The organism is Streptomyces carminius, assembly GCF_002794255.1.
Classification (GTDB): domain Bacteria; phylum Actinomycetota; class Actinomycetes; order Streptomycetales; family Streptomycetaceae; genus Streptomyces; species Streptomyces carminius.
On the sequence record NZ_PGGW01000022.1, the window covers coordinates 46,336 to 68,589 of the forward strand.

General features: G+C 72.0%; 19 protein-coding genes. 11 read left to right on the forward strand and 8 right to left on the reverse strand.

What is annotated here, in order from left to right; translation table 11 throughout:
* Positions 1 to 92 precede the first annotated feature (92 nt).
* The 3 genes from CUT44_RS08170 (at position 93) to CUT44_RS08180 (ending at position 3,393) form a co-directional block, all read left to right on the forward strand.
* A complete protein-coding gene (locus CUT44_RS08170; RefSeq protein WP_100201511.1) occupies positions 93 to 362 on the forward strand; it encodes a hypothetical protein in 270 nt (89 codons plus the stop codon).
* Positions 355 to 981 (forward strand): DUF6879 family protein, encoded by a 627-nt coding sequence (locus CUT44_RS08175; RefSeq protein WP_100201512.1) that lies wholly within the window; start codon positions 355 to 357, stop codon positions 979 to 981. Before CUT44_RS08170 ends, CUT44_RS08175 begins: the two co-directional genes overlap by 8 nt.
* A gap of 93 nt (positions 982 to 1,074) precedes the next feature.
* Entirely contained in the window at positions 1,075 to 3,393 is a 2,319-nt protein-coding gene (locus tag CUT44_RS08180) for an ATP-binding protein (protein WP_233221307.1), read from the forward strand.
* Between the two features lie 34 nt (positions 3,394 to 3,427).
* Here CUT44_RS08180 and CUT44_RS08185 read toward each other — a convergent pair whose 3' ends face one another.
* Positions 3,428 to 4,189, reverse strand: coding sequence for a class I SAM-dependent DNA methyltransferase (locus CUT44_RS08185; RefSeq protein ID WP_100201514.1), 762 nt, complete (start codon positions 4,187 to 4,189; stop codon positions 3,428 to 3,430).
* A 178-nt stretch (positions 4,190 to 4,367) separates the two neighbouring features.
* On the opposite strand from CUT44_RS08185, the gene CUT44_RS08190 reads away from it, so the two are divergent.
* Positions 4,368 to 5,564 carry a hypothetical protein gene (locus CUT44_RS08190; RefSeq protein WP_233221308.1) on the forward strand — a complete coding sequence of 399 codons (1,197 nt, stop codon included), beginning with the start codon at positions 4,368 to 4,370 and terminating at the stop codon, positions 5,562 to 5,564.
* Between the two features lie 163 nt (positions 5,565 to 5,727).
* On the opposite strand, the gene CUT44_RS08195 is transcribed toward CUT44_RS08190, so the two are convergent.
* From CUT44_RS08195 to CUT44_RS08215, 5 genes are all read right to left on the reverse strand, one after another.
* The gene (locus tag CUT44_RS08195; RefSeq protein WP_100201516.1) at positions 5,728 to 6,282 is read right to left on the reverse strand and encodes a PIN domain-containing protein; all 555 of its coding nucleotides are present in this window, start codon (positions 6,280 to 6,282) and stop codon (positions 5,728 to 5,730) included.
* Between the two features lie 3 nt (positions 6,283 to 6,285).
* Positions 6,286 to 6,744 (reverse strand): helix-turn-helix domain-containing protein, encoded by a 459-nt coding sequence (locus CUT44_RS08200; protein ID WP_100201517.1) that lies wholly within the window; start codon positions 6,742 to 6,744, stop codon positions 6,286 to 6,288.
* A gap of 124 nt (positions 6,745 to 6,868) precedes the next feature.
* The gene (locus CUT44_RS08205) at positions 6,869 to 7,762 is read right to left on the reverse strand and encodes a helix-turn-helix domain-containing protein (RefSeq protein ID WP_100201518.1); all 894 of its coding nucleotides are present in this window, start codon (positions 7,760 to 7,762) and stop codon (positions 6,869 to 6,871) included.
* Positions 7,763 to 8,219: 457 nt separating this feature from the next.
* On the reverse strand, positions 8,220 to 8,666 hold the full coding sequence (locus CUT44_RS08210) for an ATP-binding protein (protein ID WP_100201519.1): 447 nt from the start codon (positions 8,664 to 8,666) through the stop codon (positions 8,220 to 8,222).
* Positions 8,667 to 8,792: 126 nt separating this feature from the next.
* Positions 8,793 to 9,755 carry a Gfo/Idh/MocA family protein gene (locus CUT44_RS08215; protein ID WP_100201520.1) on the reverse strand — a complete coding sequence of 321 codons (963 nt, stop codon included), beginning with the start codon at positions 9,753 to 9,755 and terminating at the stop codon, positions 8,793 to 8,795.
* A 218-nt stretch (positions 9,756 to 9,973) separates the two neighbouring features.
* On the opposite strand from CUT44_RS08215, the gene CUT44_RS08220 reads away from it, so the two are divergent.
* From CUT44_RS08220 to CUT44_RS08250, 7 genes are all read left to right on the forward strand, one after another.
* Entirely contained in the window at positions 9,974 to 10,417 is a 444-nt protein-coding gene (locus CUT44_RS08220) for a WXG100 family type VII secretion target (RefSeq protein ID WP_332888257.1), read from the forward strand.
* A complete protein-coding gene (locus CUT44_RS08225) occupies positions 10,417 to 11,682 on the forward strand; it encodes an RNase A-like domain-containing protein (protein ID WP_100201521.1) in 1,266 nt (421 codons plus the stop codon). The genes CUT44_RS08220 and CUT44_RS08225 overlap by 1 nt, the downstream gene beginning before the upstream one ends.
* Before the next feature lie 16 nt (positions 11,683 to 11,698).
* Positions 11,699 to 12,367 (forward strand): contact-dependent growth inhibition system immunity protein, encoded by a 669-nt coding sequence (locus CUT44_RS08230; protein WP_100201522.1) that lies wholly within the window; start codon positions 11,699 to 11,701, stop codon positions 12,365 to 12,367.
* Positions 12,368 to 12,643: 276 nt separating this feature from the next.
* Entirely contained in the window at positions 12,644 to 12,958 is a 315-nt protein-coding gene (locus CUT44_RS08235; RefSeq protein ID WP_100201523.1) for a hypothetical protein, read from the forward strand.
* A 320-nt stretch (positions 12,959 to 13,278) separates the two neighbouring features.
* The gene (locus CUT44_RS08240) at positions 13,279 to 14,265 is read left to right on the forward strand and encodes a PASTA domain-containing protein (protein WP_100201524.1); all 987 of its coding nucleotides are present in this window, start codon (positions 13,279 to 13,281) and stop codon (positions 14,263 to 14,265) included.
* Between the two features lie 546 nt (positions 14,266 to 14,811).
* The gene (locus CUT44_RS08245) at positions 14,812 to 15,699 is read left to right on the forward strand and encodes a helix-turn-helix domain-containing protein (RefSeq protein WP_100201525.1); all 888 of its coding nucleotides are present in this window, start codon (positions 14,812 to 14,814) and stop codon (positions 15,697 to 15,699) included.
* Complete coding sequence (locus CUT44_RS08250) at positions 15,696 to 15,902, forward strand: DUF397 domain-containing protein (protein WP_100201526.1); 207 nt, start codon at positions 15,696 to 15,698, stop codon at positions 15,900 to 15,902. Before CUT44_RS08245 ends, CUT44_RS08250 begins: the two co-directional genes overlap by 4 nt.
* Before the next feature lie 383 nt (positions 15,903 to 16,285).
* Here CUT44_RS08250 and CUT44_RS08255 read toward each other — a convergent pair whose 3' ends face one another.
* Complete coding sequence (locus tag CUT44_RS08255) at positions 16,286 to 16,933, reverse strand: hypothetical protein (RefSeq protein ID WP_100201527.1); 648 nt, start codon at positions 16,931 to 16,933, stop codon at positions 16,286 to 16,288.
* A gap of 7 nt (positions 16,934 to 16,940) precedes the next feature.
* Positions 16,941 to 21,689, reverse strand: coding sequence for a DUF6531 domain-containing protein (locus tag CUT44_RS08260; protein WP_100201528.1), 4,749 nt, complete (start codon positions 21,687 to 21,689; stop codon positions 16,941 to 16,943).
* Positions 21,690 to 22,254: the final 565 nt, after the last annotated feature.

The following is a 22,254-nucleotide window of genomic DNA, read 5'->3' on the forward strand; positions in this document are numbered from 1 at the left end:
GGGAACACGCTGTTGCTCTCCGTGCTCACTCGCTGCCATTCTGTCGACGGGAACCGTTCCCATCCGGGGAGCGGGCCGGGAGGAGGCAGGGCATGACTCGTCCGTGGGAAGCCGATCCCGCCGCGTCGTTCGCCCGGCGGCTGGGCAGATCGGCCGAGGACGGCAAGAAGTCCAAGGGGGACACGGGCTGCCCGGACATCTGGGAGCTCGACAACGGCGATGTCGCCGTGATCGGCCGCGACCTGACCGAGGTCTACGCCTCCCGCCTCCCGGCGGGTGTCAGCGTGGCCGCCGACGAGCGGCTGGTGGTCATCCCCGGCGTCATGCTCCGGGTGGCGAAGCCGGACATCGCCGATGCGTGACCGCCTCCCGCCGCGCCTGGACCGCTCCGCCGGAGAGTATCTGGACCTGGCCGCGTACCAGAGCGACTTCGCCGCCCACCGGAGGGCGGCGCACGGCCGGGACTCCTGGAAGTTCGAGCGCCGCCAGTACTTCGAGGAGGACGACGCCAGCCGGGACGCCCTGCGCCGCGGCGACTGGCCCGAGGCGCTGCGCCTGCTGGAGGACGACCGGCCGGAGCTGCGGGAGACCGCCGCGGAGGACGGGCGGATCGGGCACACCTTCCACCGGGTGCGCGTGGTCGAGGAGCCGCTGACGCCGTACGTGCAGTGGGAGCTCCACTCGCTGCGCATGCAGGCCGAGTACGGCAAGAGGATCCGGGTCGTCGACGCCGTCGTGCTGCGGGAGGCCGAGAGCGGTGGCCCGCTGCCCGAGGTGGTCGTGCTGGGCGGCCGGGTCCTGTACGAGGTCGTCTACAGCGGGTCCGGCGCGCTCGAGGGCGCCGTCCGCTTCACCGATCCCGCGCTGATCGGGGGATGGGCGCGGTTCGTCCAGGAGGCGTACGCGTCCGGTGAGGACGTGGCCTCCTACTTCGACCGGCGGGTGGCGGGGTTGCCGCCGCCGCAGCTCACCGGGAGCTGACCGATCGGCGGCCACGACGAGCGGCGGGAGAACCCCGGCGGCACCCACTCGGAGCTGTCGGGGTCCTCGCGCGACGTGGTGCAGGCCGGCAGCGTGTCCGGCGGCGTCCACTTCCACGGCCCCGGTGCGCCGGACCCGCACCGGAGCCCGCCGCCACGCCAACTGCCCGGTTCGCCGCGGAAGTTCGTCAACCGCGCGGACGAGCTGGAGCGGCTGGACGCGCTGCTCGTCCCGGACGGCGGCGACGGCGGCGACGGCGCCGCGGGGGTGTCGGTGTGCGTGGTCGCCGGGACGCCCGGCGCGGGCAAGACCTCGCTGGCCCTGCGCTGGGCCCACCGGGTGAAGGACCGCTTCCCCGACGGGCAGCTCTACGTCAACCTGCGCGGCTACGACCCGCGCGAACCGGTCACCGCGCACCAGGCCCTGCACCACTTCCTGACCGGGCTCGGCGTGCCCGCCGGCGCGGTGCCCGCGGACGCGGAGGCGGCCGCGGCCCTGTACCGCTCGCTGCTGGCCGACCGCGGTGTCCTGGTCGTCCTGGACAACGCCGCCACCGTCGAGCAGGTCAGACCGCTGCTGCCGGGCAACCCGCGGTGCCTGGTCCTCGTCACCAGCCGGGGACGGCTGTCGGGGCTGGCCGTGCGCGACGGCGCGGAACGGATCACCCTGGGCACCCTGCCGGAGGACGAGGCGGTCGCGCTGCTGCGCGCCATCACGGCGGGCTACCGGGCCGGGGACGACCCGGAGAGGCTGACCGAACTGGCCAGGCTGTGCGCGCGGCTGCCGCTGGCGCTGCGGATCGCCGCCGAACGCGCGGCCGGCAGCCCGTACACGGGCCTGGACGACCTGATCGCGGACCTGCGCGACGAGTCGGCGCTGTGGGACGTCCTGAGCACCGGCGACGACGCCGAGGCGGACGCGGTGCGGACGGTGTTCGCCTGGTCCTACCGCGCGCTGCCCGAGGCGGCCGCCCGGGTCTTCCGCCTGCTGGGCCTGCACCCGGGGCCGGAGGTCGGGCTGGGCGCGGCGGCGGCGCTGGCCGGGGTCACGGCGCGGCGGGCCCGGCAGGTGCTGGACACCCTGGTGGGGGCGCACCTGCTGGAGCAGACCGCCCCGGACCGCTACGAGTTCCACGACCTGCTGCGGGCCTACGCCACCGACCAGGCCCGCTCGGAGGAGCCCCCGGAGGGCCGGTCGGCCGCGCTGCGCCGCCTGCTGGACTGGTACCTGCACACCGCCCGCGCGGCCGGGGAGCGGATCGCCTCGCTGCGGGCCCCGGCCGGGACGGGGCGACCGGACGAGGGCGTCGTACCGATGTCGTTCTCCGACTACGACCAGGCGGTCGACTGGGCCGAGCGGGAGCACGCCAACCTCCTGGCCGCGGTGCGCGCCGCCGAGCGGTCCGGTCTCGACCGGCACGCCCGCCTGCTCACCGAGGTCCTCTTCGCCGCACAGGCCCCGTCCGCCCCCGCCGCCGACTGGATCACCGTCGCCGACGCCGGTCTCGCCGCCGCCCGCCGCCTCGGCGACCGGCCGGGCGAGGCCACGCTGCTGCACTGCCTCGGCTTCGCCCACCGCCAGCTCAACCACCTCACCGAGGCGGCCCGCTGCCACGAGCGCTCCCTGGCCGTCCGGCGCGAACTGGGGGACGAGCCGGGCGAGGCGGAGGCCCTCAACGCCCTCGGCCTGGTCTGCCTGCGCGGCAGACGGCTCGACCGGGCCGAGGAGCGGTTCGACCGGGCGATCGGGATCTTCCGCCGGCTGGGCGCCGTGCGGCGGGAACTGGTGGCCCTCGCCAACCGGGCCGAGACGCGCCACGCGGCGGGCCGCCCCGACCGGGCCGCCGCCGACCTGGACGGGGTCCTGCCCGCGCACCGCGCCGCCGGGGAGAAGGCGCTGCTGGGCAACGCGCTGCGCGTCCGCAGCCTGATCCGGCTCGAGAGCGGCAGCCCGCGGCAGGCGCTGGACGATGCCGCCGAAGCCGTCGAACTGGCCCTGGAACTGCGGGACCACACCCTGGAGGGCTACTGGCTGATCGCCCTCGGAGACGCCCAGCGCGCCCTCGGCCGGTACGGGGACGCCCTGGCCTCGTACCACCGCTCCGCGCTCCTCCACCGGCGGCTGGGGGACCGCAGCCGGGAGGCGCTGGCGTGGCAGGGCGCGGGCGAGACCTATCTGCTGATGCGCCGCCCGGCGGAGGCGGCCGACTTCCACCGCAGGGCCGCCGCCGTACACGCGGAGCTGGGCGACGACTGGCACCACGCCCTCGCGCTCGACGCCCGGGCGAGGGCACTGGCGGACGAGGACCCCGCGCTTGCCCGCGCCCTGCGGCAGCGGGCCGTGCGCCTCCTCGCCCCGTACGGCGACGACCGCGCGGCCCGGGTGCGGCGGCGGCTGGGCGGGGACGGCTGAGGCCCCGGGCGGACCGGGCGCGAGCGGGGGACGGTCAGCCGGCGGGCTTCTCCCACACCGAGACGTGCTTGTCGCTCTCGCCGGTGAACGGCTCCCGCGTCCAGTCCGCCCACCGCTCGCGCAGCCGCATCCCGGCCAGCCGCGCCATCAGGTCCAGCTCCGCCGGCCACACGTACCGGAAGGGGATCGACCGGAACGAGCCGCGCCCGTCGACCACCTCGACGTAGTTCGAGCTCATCGCCTGGGTGGCGGGGTCGTAGAGGTCGTACGCCCATCCGGTGGGGCTGGTCCGGAACGGCACGGCGCTCTGCCCCGGCGGGAGCCTGCGCAGGTCGGGGACGCCGACCTCGACGACGAAGCAGCCGCCGGGCTCCAGGTGCGCGGCGGCGTTGCGGAAGCAGTCCACCTGCGCGTCCTGCGTCGTCAGGTTGCCGATGGTGTTGAAGACCAGATACGCGAGGGAGAACGCCCCCGCCACCCGCGTCGTGGCGAAGTCGCCGACGGTCACGCCGATCGTGTCGCCGCCCGGTTTGGCGCGCAGCCGGGCGACCATCGCCCGGGACAGGTCGATGCCGTGGACCGGCACCCCGCGCCGCGCCAGCGGCAGCGCGACGCGGCCCGTCCCGACGCCCAGCTCCAGGGCCCGGCCGCTCCCGCCGCGGTCGGCCAGTTCCGCCAGGAAACCGACCATCGGTTCCAGGGCCTGCGGTGTGGACATCTCCGCCGTCGACTCGTCGTACGCCGCCGCGACGCTCTCCCCGAAGTAGCCGTCCTCGCCGTTCTCGTCGTCGGTCATGCCGCGACGGTACTGCGGGGCGCCCGCGCGACGCTCCCGGTTTTCCGCCGCGGCACGCGGGAAGGCGGCAGCCGGTTGCACCGCCGCGCCCTTCCTCACACTCCCCTCACCGGCCTCTCATCTCGTGCTCACCACACCCCTCTAGCGTCCGGGCAGGCCCGGGCCCGGGAGCCGAGGAGTGGAGGGGACGGACATGGCCGAGGAGCGGTTCACCGTCGCGCCGGGGACGCGGCTGCTGCACATCGGGCCGTACAAGACGGGCACGACCGCGCTCCAGGGCGCCTTCCACCGGGCCCGCGAGGCGCTGGCCGCGCACGGCGTCGTCTACGCGGGACGGGACCGCCAGGCCAAGCGGCCGGCCGTCGCGCTGACCTCCCCCACCGGGCCGCGCGAGCCCTGGCAGGAGCTGTGCCGGGAGGCCGCCGCGGCCGGTGACAGCCGGGTGGTGGTCAGCAGCGAGTTCTTCTGCGACGCCGACGCCGCCGCGGCCCGGGAGGCGGTGCGCGGACTCGGCGCGGGCCCCGCTGGGAGGGACCGGGACGTGCACGTCGTGGTGACCCTGCGGCCCCTGCTGAAGATCCTCCCCTCGCACTGGCAGCAGTACGTCAAGCACGGCCTGTGCGACTCCTACGAGCAGTGGCTGGACGGAGTGCTGCGCCGCCCCGAGCGGTGCGCCACACCCGAGTTCTGGCACCGGCACCGCCACGACGCCCTGCTGGTGCGGTGGATGGACGCCGCCGGGCCGGACGACGTCACCGTCGTCGTCACGGACGAGACCGCGCCGCGGCGGATCTTCCGCACCTTCGAGGGGATGCTCGGCCTGCCCGACGGGCTGCTCGTGCCGGAGGAGGACGGCGTCAACCGTTCCCTGACGGCGGCCCAGACCGAGCTGCTGCTGCGGCTCAACCGCAGGCTCGCCGAGGAACCGGTGCTCGACGCGCCGCGCCAGAAGGTGGTGCGCGAGGGGATCGTCCCGCGGCTCCAGGCCTACCGGCCGTCCCGTGACGAGCCGCGCATCGCCACCCCGGCCTGGGCCCGGGAGGCGGCGGCGGAGGTGGCCGGGGAGATGGCCGAGGCCATCGCCAAGCTCGGGGTCCGGGTCCTGGGCGACCTGTCGGCCCTGACCCCGCCGCCGGGCGGACCCGCCGACCCCGTCGGCTCCGTGCCGCCGAAGGCGGCACCCGTCGACGCGGCGGTGGAGGCCGTCCTGGGCGGCCTCGCCGCGGGCGCGGCCTTCGCCCGGTACGGGCAGCCGGAGCCGGACGCCGTCGACGACTTCCCGGTCCGCAGGGTCCCCGCCCGGGACCTGCTGCGCGTCGTCCACCGCCGCGGGGTGCGCCGGCTGCGCCGCGGGCTGGCCGGGGGACACGGCTGAGCCGCGCGCACGCGGCCGGCACCGGGGCGGGACGCCGACTTCACCATCCGCCACGTGTACGACTGACGCCGTGCCGGGCTCCGTGAGCAGAGCCGCTCGCCGCGTGCGAGCCGTGCCGTACCGACCCGGTCGCCGTAGGCGCCGCGAGGGCCGCCCTACACGGTCAGAGCGCTCGTAGGGCCGCCACCGAGGCGACCATGCCATCCCGTTCCAGTGGGGCGAGCACGTCCTGCACTGTCCCCGGCGGTTTCTTCCAACTGTCCGCGATCTGGCACACCAGCGCATACACGGTGGCCGGATCCAATCCGATCTGGTCCTCGATGAACGCGTCGGGGTGCTTGGCTTCCACGTCCCACGGCGACAGGCCGTCGTCCGGGAAGTCCTTGAGGTTGAACGTGACAATGATCTGGGCCTTCGCCCGGATGGCCGCCGCGAGGACGTGGCGGTCGTCCGGGTCGGGAAGTTCGAGGGCTGCGATGAGTGGCTCGTACCCCTTGACCATGCAGTCGCGCACGGCCCGCGTCATGACTGTTCTGGTCCGGTCGAGCCGGGCTGGGTCGAGGTCGGGCCGTTTGGCTTTCAGGTTGCTGAACGTCTCGTCAAGGATGCGATCGGTCCACTTGGCCTGTACGAGCCCCTCCTGCGCTATGCGTATGAGCAGGTCGCGCAGAGTGCTGAGGTAGAGCACGTTGGCGTCGTACAGGGCAACGAAGGCCATGCTTCAGATCAGTCCCATCTCCTGGCCCAGTTCGGTCAGCTCTTCCGCCGCCTGGCGACGGCGTTCGTCGTCCCGCCGCTTGTACTCCAGCAGCGAGGCCGCCGGGATCCTCCGGTGTTTGCCGACCTTGCGGTATTCGATCTCCCCTGCTTGCAGCAGTCCGATGAGGAAAGGGCGGGAGACGTTGAGCAGGTCGGCTGCTTGCTGGGTGGTGAGCTCCGCGTTCTGCGGGACGATGGAGACGCTGCGGCCGGCGGCCAGGTGGGCCAGCATGGTGGCCAGTAGCTCGACTGCTTCCCGCGGCAGTGTGAGTGGCCCGGCCTCCTCCCCCTCGACTGTGACGGCGATCTTCGGGGTGTCGTGGTGCCTCTCCAGGTAGCCGCGGATCCGGGTCAGGGCGCGGTCGGCTGTTTCCGTCTCCTCTGGCGGCAGACGGACGGGGCGGATGTCTGTCTTGCTCATGTGTGGCTCCCCTGTGGCGGCGTGTGGCGGTGAGCTGTGCATCAGTCGGGGCCTTCACCGACGCCCTTTCATTATCCGCAGCATTCGAATTATTCGCAATAAGTGAATGGAGTGGTCGTGCTTCTCATGCCGCCAGGGGCGAGGGAGGGACGGCCTGTTCCGTGCGGCAGTCGCGGCAGCGGCCGGGGTCGGGGGAGCGGAAGGCGCGGTCGCAGCCGTCGCAGTTCTGGAGCGGTACGGGGCGGGGGCGTGGTGGCGGGACCTCGGCGGGTGATGCGGCCGGGAGCGGGGGCGGCAGCAGTGCGGTGAGGCGGTGGGCGAGCAGCGCCGCCGGGTGCCGCAGTGGCTCGGCGGGGAGACCGGCGGTCAGGGTGCGGCGTACGGCGTCGGGCGCGGCGCCGCGCTCCAGCCAGGCGGTGACGGCCGGGGCGAGGCGGCGTACGTCCCGCTCGGAGAGCAGCAGCCGGGTGTCGTCGCGCCGCAGCCCGGCCAGGAGCGCGACGGCGGTGCGGTGGCGGACCGGGTGTTCCGGGGCGTCCGGCTCGGGCAGTGGCGGTGACGGCGGTGACGGCGGGGCCGGGACCGGCGGTACGGCCCGGGGCGCGAGTGGCGGCGGTGCGGGCTCGGCGGTACGGGGAGGGCGCGGGGGCCGCGCCGTATGCGCCGCGCCCGGATTGCCGTACGACACGGTCCGGGTGACGATCCGTCCGCTCGGCAGCCGCTCCCGCCTGCGCTCCAGGTAGCCGTGCGCCTCCAGCTCCCGCAGGGCGGCGGCGACGCGGGTCTCGCCCTCGGGGAAGCGGGCGGCCAGCGTCCGGATGTCCACCCGCGCCCCGGCGGGGAGCGACTGGATGTGGACGGCGAGCCCGATCGCGGTCAGGGACAGTTCGCGGTGCTGGGCGAGGTGGTTGCCGACGACGGTGAAGCGCTCGGTGTGCCGGGCGGTGACGTGGACGACGCCGCCGCGCGGAACGGCGGACGGGGCGCGCGAGGGCGCGCTAAGCTGCGGGTCAGCCATCGGGAAGGTCCTGTCTTCCTGGGTGGTCAGGCCCTCGACCGGGATGGCAGTCCCGCCGGGGGCCGTCGCATGTCTGCGGTTGTGGCGACGTTCGGTGGCGCAGGTGCTGCGCTCCGCGGTGAGCCTATTCCGCCCGACCGCCTCAGAGTCCAGCCCTGCCGACCCCGATCACCCGTGCGGGTGACGGACGGCAGACAGGGTTGGGTTGGGTGAGGTTCTCCCCCGGGTCCTTGAAAGCTTCTGACGCCGTGCCTCGCCGCGACTTCCCCCACCGGAACGCGTCCCGCCGCGGCCCGGTGCCGCTGTCCGATCCAGCCTGGACGGCGACAGCTCGGCGTTCGTCTTCGCTCCACATGACGGCCCGCCCGGTGGAGCGGCGCCGCCCAGGCACCCCTCCGCGGCCTGAGGCGCGTCGGCGCCCTCGGTCCGTGCGTCACCTCGGGCCGAGGGGACCAGCTCAGGCGGGCAGGCGGAGCTCGGCCCAGACCGTCTTGCGGGCCGCCGGCCCGGGCTCGACTCCCCAGCGGTCGGCCAGGGCCTCGACGAGCAGCAGTCCGCGCCCCGACTCCGCGTCGGCGGGCACCGGGTGCGGCGGCGGGGCCGGGCGGCGGTCGCCGCGGGCGTCGGTCACCTCGATCCGGAGCGTGCCGCCGTCCTCGCCGTTCTCGCCGCGTACGCACAGCCACAGCCGGAAGTCCCGGCCGAGGACGCGCCCGTGCAGGACGGCGTTGCCCGCCAGCTCGGCGACGAGCTGCATGGCCGTCTCGGACGGCAGCCCCCAGTAGGCGAGCTGCGTGGCGGTGAGCAGCCGCGCCAGCCGGGCGCCCCGGCGGGTGGGGGAGAGCAGCACGGTGAACTCGCGGGCCGGTGCGGGGTTTCCGGTTCGAGTGGTCTCTGGGTTCACGTCACTCAGCGTGTCGGTTCCGTACCCGTGCGGGCCAGCCCGATCACCCGGGCAGGAGCGTCCTGTCCCTTCCGCCGCCCCGGCTGGTGCATGCCTGTGCGGCAGCAGGAGCCGCCGGGCCGGGCGTCAGCGACCGGTGCCGGGCGGGGGCGCGGCGTGGTGCAGTTCGGTGAGGGCGGCGGCGGTGTCGAAGCTCAGCACGGGGTCGGGTGAGCCGGACAGCAGGCTCTCGTAGAGCGGCCGGTAGTGCGCCACCTTCCTGGGCGTCCGGCCGTCGTTGCCGTAGGTGGCCAGCAGCTCGCCGCCCCGGGCGGCGAAGCCGGTCATGGCGGTGTGGTCGATCCAGACCTCCACCCCGGCCTCACCGAAGACCAGGGCGGTCTCCTTGCTGCTGGAACCCGTCAGCCAGCTGGTGCGCAGCCGGGCCGTGCCCACGGTGCCGCGTGAGCGGTACTCGCAGACGCACCAGGCGCTCGCGCCGTCGTCGAGCTGCCGGGCGGAGGTGAGCGCGGTGGGCTCGACGAAGCGGGCGAGCGTACTGAGCTGGTTCACCCCGGAGTCCGTCCAACTGGACAGGTAGGAGGCGGACGCCTTCTCGCGCAGGAGGACGTACGGGTCGTAGAAGGCCGAGGTGATGCCCGTGACCGGACCCCACTCCGGATGCTCGGCGAGCTGCTCGGCGGCCCAGCGCACCTCGGGCGAGAAGGCGAAGTGGTGGGCGGTGAACACCCGGCCCCGCACATCGGCCTTCTCGTCCAGGGAGCGCAGCCGGGCGAGGGAGGCGAGGTCATGGACGAGGGGCTTCTCGGCCAGCACCCGTGCCGGGGACCGTTCGAGTGCCTGGACGACCAGGTCGGCGTGGGTGTCCGTGGGGGTGGCGAGCACGATGAGGTCCGGCCGGTGCTCGCCGAGGGCGGCGGCGAGGCTGCCGTAGTGGGGCGGCCTGGCGCCGCGGAAGACGGGCGGTTCGGGACGGTGGGGGTCGGCGGTGAACTCCAGGGAGACCCGCGGCTGGTGGGCGAGGACCTCCAGATGCGTCTTCGCGATGACACCGAGCCCGACCATACCCACCCGTGCGAGATCGCCCATGGCGCTCCAACCTTCCGAATCGTTCCTGATTCTCCTCGAGCGCCTGTGTACCTGCCCCGGATGACGTGCCGCCACCCGCAGCGGGGCTGGTGTCGCGGCGGGTACTGGTCAAGCCGCATGGCCGGGGTGCCGGTGCGCTGTCCGGTTCCGGCGGGTGGTGTCGGCGGCCTCCGCTGGCGTCGCTCCGACCGTCAACTTCCGTGCTGGGGGAGGCCCTTGTGGGTGACAACGGCAAGGTACTGAACATCTCGGCGGCGGATCTGAAGGCGTCCGCGCCGACGTTCGACACACAGAGCGAGAAGTTACGCCGGGCCGCCGCCACCCTGAAGGAGCGGCTGGACGCGCTGGGCGCCCCGTGGGGCGGGGACGAGCAGGGGCGCACCTTCGGGGACGCCTACGCCCCGCACCGCGAGAGCGTCGAGCGGGCGGCGGGCATCCTGGTGGCGGGGCTGGCCGGCATCCACCAGTCGATGAACGACATGGCCGACGGGCACGTGGACAACGAAGCCGCCATCGAGGGCATGTTCACCAAGGCGCCCGACCCCTACGGCCCCTTCGCCCCGTCGCCGTCCGGGAACGACCCCGCTCCTTACGGCCCGTTGCCGCCGCAGCCCTACGGTCCGTTCCCGCCCGGTGAGGGGCCGGGCGGGGGCGGGCGCTGATGGGGGCGTTCGAGGAGGCCAAGGAGTGGCTGGTCGAGTCGGTGGGCATGTGGTGGCCCGACGCCGACGAGGGCAAGCTGCGGGACGCCGCCGGTGCCTGGCGGGACTTCGCCGACGCCGTGGCGGACGTGCGGCAGGCCACCAACGGCAGGGCCACCGCCCTGATCGCCAACAACGACGGCGAGGCCATCGACGCCTTCGAGGTCTTCTGGCACCGCTACTGCGACGGCGGCCGGGGCTGGCTGAACGACATGGAGCAGGCCGCCCGCGACCTGGCCAAGGCGCTGGAGGACTTCGCCGACGAGATCGAGGGTGTCAAGGACGAGATCGACACCCAGATCGCGATCTCGGCGGCGGTCATCGTCGCCGGGATCGGGCTGGCTGTGGCCACCGCCGGAGTGGCCTCGGGCGCGGCGGCGGCCACCGCCGCGACCATCACACAGACCGCTGCCTCGCTGGGCGTGGCGGTCTCCACCACCGCCGCCCGGATCGCGGCCACCACCCTGGTCGGCGCCGCCTTCGGCGGCATCGAGACCGTCGCCGTCGACCTCGCCGTCGCCCAGCCCATGCGCATCCACGCCGGCCTCCAGGACGGCCTCAACCTCGCCCAGGCCCGCGAAGCCGGGATGTACGGCACCCTCTTCGGCGGCACCTTCGGCGCGGCGGGCAGCGGCGTCCGGGGCCTCCACGACGCGGGCGGCTTCCGCAGCGCCATCGACAACTTCGTGTTCGCCCCCGGCTTCGGCGGCCTGCGCCCGGCGATGCCCGGTGTCACCGCCCCCGTCGGCCCTTCCGGACAGCCGCTGCTCAGGCAGGGGGACTCGAATGCCTGGCCCCGCTCCAGCCGCAAGGGACGGGTCAAGCAGCAGTACCGGGCCGACCTGAAAGGAGACGAGGGAAGGAACAACTCGCACACGCTCAGTCGCCATGTAGAGAAGACGACTCGAGACATGCGTGCCCGGCTGCGAGCAGAGCCAGGGATCAAGGCGGACTCGCGCTTCCTCGACGAGGCTTCTGCACAGCGCTTTGCGGACGAGGTACTGGCGCGCAACCAGAAGAAGATTGACGTATGGCTGAGGAGTGAGAAGAACTCAAGGCCGGATTTCTCGGCGAGATTTGATGATGTGACGGGGCTCGTTCTTACCCGGGAGGACTACCTGAGAGGGTATCCTCCCAAAGAGACGCATGGTGTCGTGGTGGTCCTTAAAAAGGATCCAACGAGTGATGTCGGGTACCGAGTCCTGACGTCGTACCCCTCCCCGTAACGATTCGGAGTAATGAATGGCGGAATATTCTGCGGTTCCGGGTTTCCGGTTCTCGGAAGTCCAGGAACTCCTCGCTGCTTACACTGAATTCGACTATGTTTTCACCGACACCCCCGAGGAGCCAGGGCCTGCGCTGGAGTCCTATCTACGGGTAGCCCTCCGAAGCCCGGAACGTGCTGGGGAAGCGCTCCGGCAGATCGAGGACCTGCTCACCGTTGGTCTGTTCTCGCCTGAAATCGAAGACGAGGTTGACCTGCTGCCTCGTGTGCGTCCCACGGATGGAAGAAATGTCGAGGAGAGCTTTCGGATAATTCGCGGACACTTGACGGCCTTCTTGGAGGGGGAGCTGAGGCCGCCTGAGATGGTCCCGCAGAGACCATGGGAATGGCGGGAGCGCTTCCCCGAGCTGGCTGGCCTGTTGGGGGGGTACTTTCACCAGGATATGTTCCATGAGTACCCCTCTCACCGAGAAGCCGTCGACGACTATATGGCAAACGCGTCGGTCGAAGAACGCCGCCGTGCTGTTGAAGAACTGCTGGAGCTGATGCGAACAGCCGAGACCGATGAGACGCTTGAGGAGGCGACGGAGGCTCTGGGTATGCACGTCTACCCGCCGAGTGGTGTCGAGTTGCGTCAGTGGCTCGTGGATTTGGTGGGTGTTGTCAAGAACTACAGCGGAGCCTGAGGGACAGCCCTGCCGTCTCTCTTTTCGGGGTGGGGATTTCTGGCATCACCGTAACGCGGGATGGCCAGCAGTCGGCCGACCACTCGTGCCGCCTGCGGTGGGACAACTTCTGAGGAGAATGAGCTTGGCTGGCATCCTTGGTTTCTATGAGGAGTTCTGGCCGGTGGGAACGGGGACCCCTGACGGGTCGACCCGGGACTTCCTCGACGACGCCCCGGGCCTCTGGAGGAGGAGTCGGCCAGCTATCTGAGGTGGGGGCACGAGATCTTCGCCTCCATGGGCGTCACCGAAGACGTCCTCGGATCGAGAGAGACCGTTCTGGGCGGCGGGTCCGTCTACACCGACGGTGAATGGATCTGGCGAGGGGACCTCGGTTTCTATCTCCTCAGATACCATCTGCGCCTGCCGGATGAGTTCACGGAGAAGGTGCGTACGGCGACGACTGAGAGCCTTGCCGTCGGAGACGAAAGGCTCGTGGAGCTGACCTACGAGGTCATGAGGGTCCTTCGCAGTCCGAAGAGAGCGGTCTCTCCGGTCAAGGCGGATCCGGTGAACCGAGGATCTCGCTTTCCCGTGGACAGGGAAAATTAAGAGACTGCTCCCGGATTGAGGTGCTTTCACCCGCCCGCCGATTCCGTTCGGCGAGAGCCGGAGTCGAGTCGCCCAGCCGCACGGTGGCGGGCGAAGCCGCCAGTGCTGATTGCCTTGCCGCGCTGTCCTGGCTGTTGAGCCCTGCGAACAGCGGAACCGGTACGCCAACGCCGCCTCGCGACGGCCCGGCCGGTCCCGCTGTGCCCGGCATGCGAGCCCGGTGGTCGCCGAGGCAGACCAGCGTTTCGTGAACTGTCCGGCACCGAGGGGTCGCGTTCGGTTAGGGTGCGCCGCACGAACAGCACTGCCAGGGGGGCGGGATGACTGACATACAGGCCGAGGGTGACATATCGCGCAGACGGCGGGCGCACGGGCAGCCGACGGCCGGGAAGCGTTCGGGTGGGGGAGAGTGGACGGGCGGCCGTGCCGCGATCCGCGGGAGGTTCGCCACCCTCGGGATACTCGGCGTCTTCCTGCTCGGGGCCTGCTCGGGCAGCGGTGCCGGGGCGGAGCCGGCGGAGACCGTCACTGCGACCGCCACCGTGACGGCGAAGCCGGAGCGGATCTCCTCCCAGAAGGGAGTGACCCTCAAGGACGCCCGGGAGGCCGCCGAGGGCGCTGGGTACACCGTCTCCGTCCACGGCGCCAACAAGGGCGGCGCCGAGCCTTCCGAGAACTGGAAGGTGTGTTTCGAGGGCATCGGATATGGCACCGTCGACTACGGAGCCGTCGAGGAAGGCGCCCTCTGCCCGAAGAAGGACGGTGGCCCGCTCGCGTGGCCCAAGGCCCCCGGTGTCACCGGGAAGACCTACGCCGAGGCCGTCAAGGCGCTGACCAAGTCGGGTCTGGACGAAGGAAGGATCAGCGCCGACTCGGCGTACAAGGACGTGTCCTTGGTTCAGGCCGAGGTGGAAGGTGACGCGGACGGGTACACGGTCTGCTTCCAGTCACTCAAGGCCGGCGCGGACGTCAAGCCCGGTGCCGAGGCGACGCTGACCCTGGTCGAGGGCGGCTTGTGCCCGTCGAAGAAGGGCACCTACCAGGACAAGGAGAACGATCCCAGCTACACTCCGCCGCCCCCGCCGTCCTCCTCGCAGCGGGACAGCGGTTCCGGCGGCTCCACCGGCGGCGCGGGCGGTTCCGCCGAGTGGAACGGCCAGTGCGAGCTGACTTCCCCGGCGGGCAACTGCTACCGGGCCGGCCAGTTCTGTGCCAACAGGCACGTCGGCATGCGGACACACGACGCCAACGGCCGGATCGTCTACTGCAAGGTCCGCGGTGACGGACAGCGCTGGAACTATTCGTGAGCGTGCCTCTGATCTGACTCGGCCCTGCCGAGAGGGGGCGGTTCCACACCCCGGATGTGGAGCGGACCGGAAGACGGGCTCGGCGGCCTCCTGCGGGGCCGCCGAGCCCGTTTCGTCCTAGGACCGGCAAGGCCGCCCTGTAAGAGGCCGCCGACGAGGTTTCGTCCGGCCGCGCCGCCTGTCGGTCCGGCGCCGAGCGGTTCGTCGCCCTCTCCGCCGATGAGGTGGACCGGCTGCTCGCCGAGAACCCCGTCGCTTCGCGGGTCTGCTCGTGGTCCACAGCGGCCGGGCCTGTCGGAGGCATCCGGGGCGGGAGGAGCAGTGCCGTGAACTCGGGCGGTAGAAGTGGAATTTACTGTTCGGGTGATTTCCTGTTATCTGCCATGAAGTACGGCTTTTGCGTGCCTAATCTGGTCGGTGGCGGCTCGCGGGCGCAGGGGCGGTTGTCGAATCAGGGCCGGTGTCTGTGCGGCCTGTACGGCGTGACAGCCCGGAAGCGGGTGCCGTTGGGCAAGAGCACACGACACGCGGGAGGCTGATTTACGCATGAGCGCGAACGGCGACGGTGCGAAGCGCGCGGAGCACACGACCGACGGTGCGGACGATGCCCGGTGGGAGACGGATCCGGACGACGAGTACTGGCCGATCGCGGAGGCGGCCGGGCGTCAGGTGAAGGTGTGGCGGGAGTCGACGGATCTGACGCAGGCGGAGCTGGGCGTCGCCATCGGTTACAGCCTGAGCATGGTCTCGTCGGTGGAGCGGGGGAAGCGGCTGGCGCACCCGGAGTTCCTGGAGAAGTCCGACAAGGTGCTGAGCGCGGGCGGCAAGCTCGCGGCGATGAAGAAGGACGTGACCCGGGCCCGCTACCCGAAGAAGGTCCGCGACCTGGCCAAGCTGGAGGCAGAGGCGGTTGAGCTGGGCGCCTACTGCAACCACAACATCCACGGTCTGTTGCAGACCGTGGAGTACGCGCGGGCACTGTTCGACATGCGGCGGCCCGCGCTGTCCGAGGACGACCTCGAACGACACGTGGATGCTCGTCTGGCTCGCCAGGAGATCTTCACCCGGAAGCCCACCCCCACGCTGTCCTTTGTCCTGGAAGAGGCGACGCTCAGGCGCATGCTCGGAGGCAGAATGGTGCTGCGCCGCCAGCTCGAACACCTGCTGGAGGTCGGACAGTTGCGGCACGTCGACATCCAGGTGATGACGTTCGACCGGGAGGACCACGCCGGGATGGGAGGGCAGCTCCAGTTGCTGAAGCTCAAGGGCGGCAAGACGGTCGGGTACTCGGAGACCCAGCTCACCACCCACCTGGTGTCCAGTCCTGATGAGGTCCATGTCCTTGAGCTGCGGTATGGGATCATCCGGGCCCAGGCCCTCAGCCCACGAGAGTCGACGGCCTTCATCAAGACACTGCTGGGAGAGATGACATGACGCTCAAGCCCTCTGCCGGAGACGGTTCCGCGATGGAGTGGGTCAAGAGCAGCTACAGCGGCAGCGACAACAACGACTGCGTCGAGGTCGCCGCCATACCTGGCACCATCCACGTCCGTGACTCCAAGGACGTGCGGGGCCCGAAGCTCGCGTTCACGCCGGGGGCGTGGGCCGGCTTTGTGGCGTACACCGCCGGCCGCTGACCGTGAGCGACCATGTCCCGGGCCCGGCTCCTGGCGGGCACGGGACATGGTGGCGTGTGGAGACGCTCACAAGGGTCCGCTGGAGTGGGCGAACAACCCACTCTGGAAAGAGAGTAGTGGCGTTTCCCCAGCCGGGACGGTGGTGGTCGGCAGGTCCGGCACCGGGCATGCCGGGATCCGGCGGAAGACGGCACGAGGGGGAGACCTCTCGCGCGCCCCGCGCCGTCGTCCCGGAGGGTGGCTTTCATTTTGCGGCCCGGGAGGCAGGGGCTCGCCCGCCGAGTTGCGGCCTGCGCCGGGCCGTCCGTCGAAGCCGGATGCGGGACATATGGCGGTGAGCCGTCTCCTCGGTGCTTCAGGTGGTGATGCCCGTCTCGCCGGTGTTATTCCGGAGAGACCTCCCAGCCCTTGCGCTCGGCCACCGACTCAACCGCCTGTGCGATCTGCTCGCGGGCCGCGGAGCATGAATCCCGCAGCTCCTCTGCGGTCGTGCCGCTGAGGAGGCGCCCCGTCCCGTCCACGTAAGAGGAGAGGAATCGCAGCTGCTCCTCCTGCTCCAGCCGCTGGAGGTCTCCGGTCGGTGAGGGCTCCCCGGCTCCGGTGATGACCGCCCGCTCCCCGCGGAGGATGAAGTCGAAGCTGTTCAGAAGGGTTTCCATGGTGTGCCCGGACAGTTCCGCCCGCTTCAGGTCCCGGTTCATGGCGACGGAGAGGGTGTTGACGGCGAGCATCAGTGACTGAGTGGCGTAGAACTCCGGGCCCTCGGTGTCGTCCTCATCGTCTTCGTCCTCCTCCGGCGCCAGCAGTTCCTCCACCTCTTCGAGAAGCCCGGCGATCGCATCCTCGTCGGTTTCGCCGGTCGCGGCGTGCCAGCCGAGGGACAGCGCCTCGTCGAGCAGGGCGGTTGCCTCCGGGGCTCCCAACACTCTGTGGATACCGCTGCCGCGTTCGGCACACGCAGCGCAGAAGGCCACGAGTTCCAGATGGTCCGCGGTCTGCAGGATGCGGTACGCCTCACTGTTGCGCGCCATGGCGAAGCTATTCCCTCTCTGCCCAGAAGAGTGTGTAAGGAGAGTTCTGCGGCTTGTGTCCGCGTATTCCTACGCCGCCCAACTCTATACCGCGGGCGTCTATCAGCGGGAGGCACCTGTCGAGGCAGAAGTTACGTGAAGCCGCTCCGAACACCGCATGCTCGTTCTTGGCAAGAGAGCCGAGAATTCCTTCTTCCGCGTGGCCGGGGGCCTGCACGAATTCCTCCCCCGGTCGTAGCTCCCAGCCCTCGGGCATGGGGCCGCCCCCGTTGATTCCGATTCTTGTCGTGTACTCCTTGGTCTCCGAGTTGAATACACCGATGACGGCGGTTGTCCCCTTGGCGTCCGCCATGAAGTAGTCGTTCCGGAGTGACTGCAACTCCTCCGCGCGAGCCAGAGCGAGGCGTGCGTCGTCCTCGGTTCCGGGTGTACAGGGGGACAGACCGAGCACGTCGGTCCAGGTGTGGGGGTTGTGGGGGTAGGTGACCGGGTTGGGGGACGGGGTCAGGCCGAGGGGGTCGGGGGTGGTGTAGCGGCCGGTGTCGGGGTCGTAGTGACGGAAGTGGTTGTAGTGCAGGCCCGTCTCGGGGTCGGCGTACTGGCCGGGGAAGCGCAGCGGCGTGTACGCCGTGGCGTCGCGGTTCCAGGTGGTGGTGCCCCACAGGGTGGTGCGGGTGTGCCAGGCGATCTCGCCTGTCTCGTCGACGAGTTCAGTGGGGGTGCCGACCAGGTCGGTGACGATGGCGAAGAAGCGGCGGTCGACCTCGTCCCGGTCGTCGGGGTCGAGGAGGCGTTCGGTCTGGGCCAGCGGACGGTGGCCGTCGTGGTCCCAGGTCAGGACGGTGTGGGTGGCGCTGTTGGTCTCCTCCGCCAGCCGGGCGCCGTCCCAGGTGAAGCGGATCTCCTCGGCGACCGTGCCGTCCGCGGCCAGCCGTTGCTTGGCGGTACGGCGGCCCAGCGGGTCGTAGCGGTAGCGCCAGCGCGTGCCGTCCGGGGTGGTGGCCGAGACCAGGCGGTCCTCGGCGTCCCACTCGTAGCGCCAGGTCTCGGGCTTGCGCGACAGCCGGGTGCGCTGCCGCAGGACGGTGCGCCCGGCGGCGTCGTACGTGTAGCGGACGCGCCCGGCGCTCAGCAGCCGGGTGCCCTCGTAGGCGCGCGGGCCGCGGGCCTCGGGGTGCGGGGCGCCGGCGGGCCAGTCGGCGGTGGTCTGGTTGCCCGCCGCGTCGTAGGCGTAGGTCTCGCTCCAGCCCTCGGCGGTGACGGCGAGCGGCCGGCCGGCCGCGTCGAGGGTGAACTCGCGGGTGGTGCCGGTGAGGCGGTCGGTGATCGAGGTGAGGTGGCCGTCGGGGCGGTACGTGTAGCCGCGTGAGCGCAGGGTGCGGCCCTGCGCGGCCAGGGTCTGCCCGGTGGGGCGGCCGAGCTCGTCGAGGGCGGTGGCCAGGGTGACGGGCCGGCCGGCGGCGCCGAAGGAGCGTTCCAGCTCACGGCCGAGCGCGTCGTGCGCGAAGGCGAGGGTGTGGCCGGAGGCGGTCAGCGCGGTGCGGTTGCCGGCCCGGTCGTAGGCCAGCTCGGTGACCGCGCCGGCGGGGGTGGTGCGGGAGGTGCGGCGGCCGAGGACGTCGTAGGTGTAGCGGACGGTGCGGCCGTCGGCCGTCTCGGCCAGGACGCGGCCGAGCACGTCGCGCTCTACGGTCAGGACGCAGTCCTGGGAGGCGGCGCGTATCAGGTGGCCGGAGGCGTCGTAGGCGTATTCGGTGCGGGCTCCGGCCACCTCCTTGGCGACGGGCCGGTCCAGGACGTCGTAGGTGTAGCGGATCTCGTGTCCGAGCGGGGTGGTGCGGGCCGCCGGGCGATCGGCCGCGTCGTAGGCGTAGGTGACGGTGCGGCCGTCGAAGTCCGTCTCGGCGGTCAGACGGCCGACGGCGTCGTAGGTGTAGTCCCAGGTCAGACCCTGGGGATTGGTGACCTGGGCCAGGCGCAGCTCGGGATCGTAGCGGAACTCGTGGCGCGCCCCGTCCGGGCCGGTGCGGGCGGCGAGCTTGTCGAAGTGGGTGTACTCGAAGCGGGTGACCCCGCCGTTCGGATCGGTGTGGGAGGTGCAGTTGCCCTCGCCGTCCCAGGTCCAGTACTCGGTGCTGCCGTCCGGTGCGGTGCGGCGGGCCGGGTGTCCTTCGGTCGTCCACTCCAGGCGGGTGGTCGCGCCCAGGGGATCGGTCACGGCGACGGGCCGGCCGAAGGCGTCCCGGACGACGGCGGCGGTGTGGCCGGCCGCGTCGGTCACCGTCAGCGGCAGTCCGGCGGCGTCGTTCGTCAGGTGCTGGGCCGCGCCGTCCGGGCCGGTGACGGCCACCGCCGCGCCCCGGTCGTCGTACGCGAAGGCGGTGGCCGTGCCGTCCGGCGCGGTGACGGAGGTGCGGTTGCCGCGCTCGTCGAACGTCTGGCGCCAGGACAGGCCGTCCGGGCCGGTGATCTCCACCGGCAGGTTGAGGTCGTCGTAGCGGGCCGTGGCGGTGGTGCCGTCGGGGAGCGTGACCTCGGTGAGGTTGCTGGCCGCGTCGTACGTCCAGGCCGTGGTGCGGCCGAGCTCGTCGGTGCGGGTCAGCGGGTTGTCCCGGCGGTCCCAGGTCTGGCGGACGGTGTGGCCGGCCGCGTCGGTCCGCGCGACGACCTGGCGCAGCCCGTTGAGCTCCAGGACGGTGGCGGCGCCGGTGGAGTCGGTGTAGCGGGTGGCCCGGTCGCCCGTGCCGGTGGGGGCGGGCAGGTCGTACTCGAAGGTGGCGGACAGGAAGCCCTCGGGGCCGATCGTGCGCACCACGCGCCCGGCGTCGTCGTGGACGTAGCGGAAGACGGAGCCGTTGCGGTCGGTCCAGGAGGTGACGCGGGCGGTGTCGTCGCGGTCGCCGTCGCCGTAGCCGAAGCGCAGTGCCCGCCCGGAGGAGTTGACGACGGCGTCCAGGTTCCCGGCGGCGTCGAAGCCGTAGGTCACCAGCGGCACCGGGGCGTCCGGCGCCCCGGGGGTGTGCAGGGCCAGGCCGGTCACCCGCACCGGGCCGTCCCCCTCCAGCCGTGCGGTGGTGACCTCCACCTGGTAGCCGCCGGAGTGAATCACCGCGGCGGGGACGTTCTCGGGGTCGCGGACGAGGTCCACGCGGTTGCCGTTGCGGTCCTCCAGAGCGGCCAGCCAGCACAGCGCCGGGGCGTCGAAGAGGCTCTGGGGCAGTTCGGCCTCGGCGAAGTACCTGGTGAGGCCGGTGCGGGGATCGGTGACGGCGAAGGCGGTGCCGGGGACGCCGGCGGTACGGGCCAGCGGCAGCCGCGGCCCCTCCAGCGGCCACACCGGCTCCCCGCCCGCCTCCGGCACGCCCGGATAGGTCAGCAGTGAGCCGTCCTCGCGGGCCCAGACCACCGTGCCGTCGGCGTCGACGTGCAGCCGCTCGTCCAGCGTGGAGGCCCAGGACCGGCCGAACCAGTGGCCCCAGCGGTAGTTCGACAGATGGGTGCGGCGCAGCACCAGCGGCAGTACGCCCGGCAGCGTGACGTCGGTCTGGGCCAGCACCATCTCGCCGGTGGCGACGTCGACGGGGTCGTTGAGGCAGGTCTTCCTCTCCAGCGGGATGCCGTTGGTGCGCGGGTCCGTCTTCACGGTGCGCAGCGAGTCGGGGCGGGTGCGCGGGTTGGGACTCCCGCCGCCGCGCGGTCCGGGGGAGCCGAACGGGCCGGGGCGGCGGCCGCCGCCGGGGGCGTCGGCGACGCCGATCCGGTCGAAGCGGTCGCGGGTGGCCCGCTCGTTGGACCGGTGGGAGTCGGAGATGTTGCGCACGCCCTTGGGGAGGGCGCCGCCCAGGTGGTCGCCGAGCTGCTTGGTGGCCTTCTCCAGGGCGGTCATGCCCCGGTCGGCGACCTCGTTGACCAGGTCGGCCAGCTCGTCCTTGCCGCGGGTGCGGCCCTGGTGGCTCCGCGCGGTGCCCAGCCGTGCCGAGGTGCGGCCGCGCATCGAGGTGCTGACGCCGTTGAGCTTGAGGGCGGCGCGGTCGTGCTCGTCGTGGTCGATGTCGAGCGTGCCGAGCAGCCCGCCGAGCCGTGGCGGGCCGCCGTCGGCGGAGGCCAGGTTCAGACCGCCCTCCCGCAGGCCCTCCTGGCCGGCGTTCCCGACCCGGTCCATGTCGACGCCGTCCTGGACGCCGAGCCCGTTCGCCGCCAGCTGCACCACCAGCTCGGCGGCCATGTTCTCCAGGGCCGCCACCGCCGGTTCGGACAGCGCGGCGATGATCTCCTCCACCGCGAGGTCGGCGGCCTCCTTCAGGGCCCGCTTCACCGCGATCCGGCAGGCCTGGATCGCGCCCGCGCTCAGCAGCGCCGACAGACCGGCGGTGAAGGGGGCGGCGGCCAGCCCGATGCCGATGGAGGCGGCCAGGGCGACCAGCTCGCCGACCGCCACCGCCTTGCGGCCCGCGATCACGTCGGCCGCGGCGTCCAGCGCGGTGGCGAAGACCCGCGCCGCGTCCGCGAGGTCCTTCAGATGGCTGCCCTTGACCTTGTCCCAGTAGCGGGAGAGGGCGTCCAGGGCCTCGCTCTGCCCGGCGGCGAGCAGCCGCTCCACGCCCTTGTGCGCGGTCTGGGCGTCGTCGTCCACGTCGTCGGCGAAGTTCCGCAGTTCGGTCGCCATGTCGCGGTAGTCGTCCTCGTCGACGTTGGGCCAGCCCACGCCGATGATGTCGAGCATCGCGTCCGCGCCCTCGGGCAGCACATACCCCACGGCCCAACTCCCCCCGTCAGCACATGAGTTCGGTATGCGACCCATAACTCTGCCATGACCGGGGGAGCCGGCGCCCGGGGAAAACGTCCCGGCGCCGTCGCCGGCGGGCGCTTTCGGCCACCACCGGACATGGCCGTGGGTGACACTCGGGTGACTCACGGTGCGGAGAGGGGGCGGGGTGTCCCGCCCGGTCGCGGCGGGCGGTTCGGGCGTCCTCGCGCGGGGTAACGTGATAGGTCGCGATTGGCGGCCCGCCTGGGCCATGTGGCACACTGTCCAAGTTGCTCGGTTGAGCGCCGATGCTGCGCGCCTCCCGCCGGGAGGACCGGAAGCGAGTCCCAGCGTATTCGTCGCCCCTCGTCAGGGGCGGAAGTACGGGAATCTTCCGGGAAGTGTCAGCGGGGTGCCGACCAGGCGCCCGGTGGGACGTACTCCCCGGTCCGCGGTCTTTGCGTACCGCGTCACCCGTAACAGGGAAATCCTCCAGGGGATATCCATGTCAGCAGGGACGCGACACGCCCGACCGCGTGGGTCGGAGAGGGAAGGGGACCACCGGGTCCCGGAG

Coding starts and splice junctions, on each gene's coding strand:
- CUT44_RS08200 (WP_100201517.1), bottom strand. CDS start 6,744: ATGAGCAAGACAGACATCCGCCCCGTCCGTCTGCCGCCAGAGGAGACG.
- CUT44_RS08230 (WP_100201522.1), top strand. CDS start 11,699: ATGGCGGAATATTCTGCGGTTCCGGGTTTCCGGTTCTCGGAAGTCCAG.
- CUT44_RS08235 (WP_100201523.1), top strand. CDS start 12,644: ATGGGCGTCACCGAAGACGTCCTCGGATCGAGAGAGACCGTTCTGGGC.
- CUT44_RS08175 (WP_100201512.1), top strand. CDS start 355: ATGCGTGACCGCCTCCCGCCGCGCCTGGACCGCTCCGCCGGAGAGTAT.
- CUT44_RS08255 (WP_100201527.1), bottom strand. CDS start 16,933: ATGGCGCGCAACAGTGAGGCGTACCGCATCCTGCAGACCGCGGACCAT.
- CUT44_RS08215 (WP_100201520.1), bottom strand. CDS start 9,755: ATGGGCGATCTCGCACGGGTGGGTATGGTCGGGCTCGGTGTCATCGCG.
- CUT44_RS08225 (WP_100201521.1), top strand. CDS start 10,417: ATGGGGGCGTTCGAGGAGGCCAAGGAGTGGCTGGTCGAGTCGGTGGGC.
- CUT44_RS08185 (WP_100201514.1), bottom strand. CDS start 4,189: ATGACCGACGACGAGAACGGCGAGGACGGCTACTTCGGGGAGAGCGTC.
- CUT44_RS08240 (WP_100201524.1), top strand. CDS start 13,279: ATGACTGACATACAGGCCGAGGGTGACATATCGCGCAGACGGCGGGCG.
- CUT44_RS08205 (WP_100201518.1), bottom strand. CDS start 7,762: ATGGCTGACCCGCAGCTTAGCGCGCCCTCGCGCGCCCCGTCCGCCGTT.
- CUT44_RS08245 (WP_100201525.1), top strand. CDS start 14,812: ATGAGCGCGAACGGCGACGGTGCGAAGCGCGCGGAGCACACGACCGAC.
- CUT44_RS08195 (WP_100201516.1), bottom strand. CDS start 6,282: ATGGCCTTCGTTGCCCTGTACGACGCCAACGTGCTCTACCTCAGCACT.
- CUT44_RS08250 (WP_100201526.1), top strand. CDS start 15,696: ATGACGCTCAAGCCCTCTGCCGGAGACGGTTCCGCGATGGAGTGGGTC.
- CUT44_RS08170 (WP_100201511.1), top strand. CDS start 93: ATGACTCGTCCGTGGGAAGCCGATCCCGCCGCGTCGTTCGCCCGGCGG.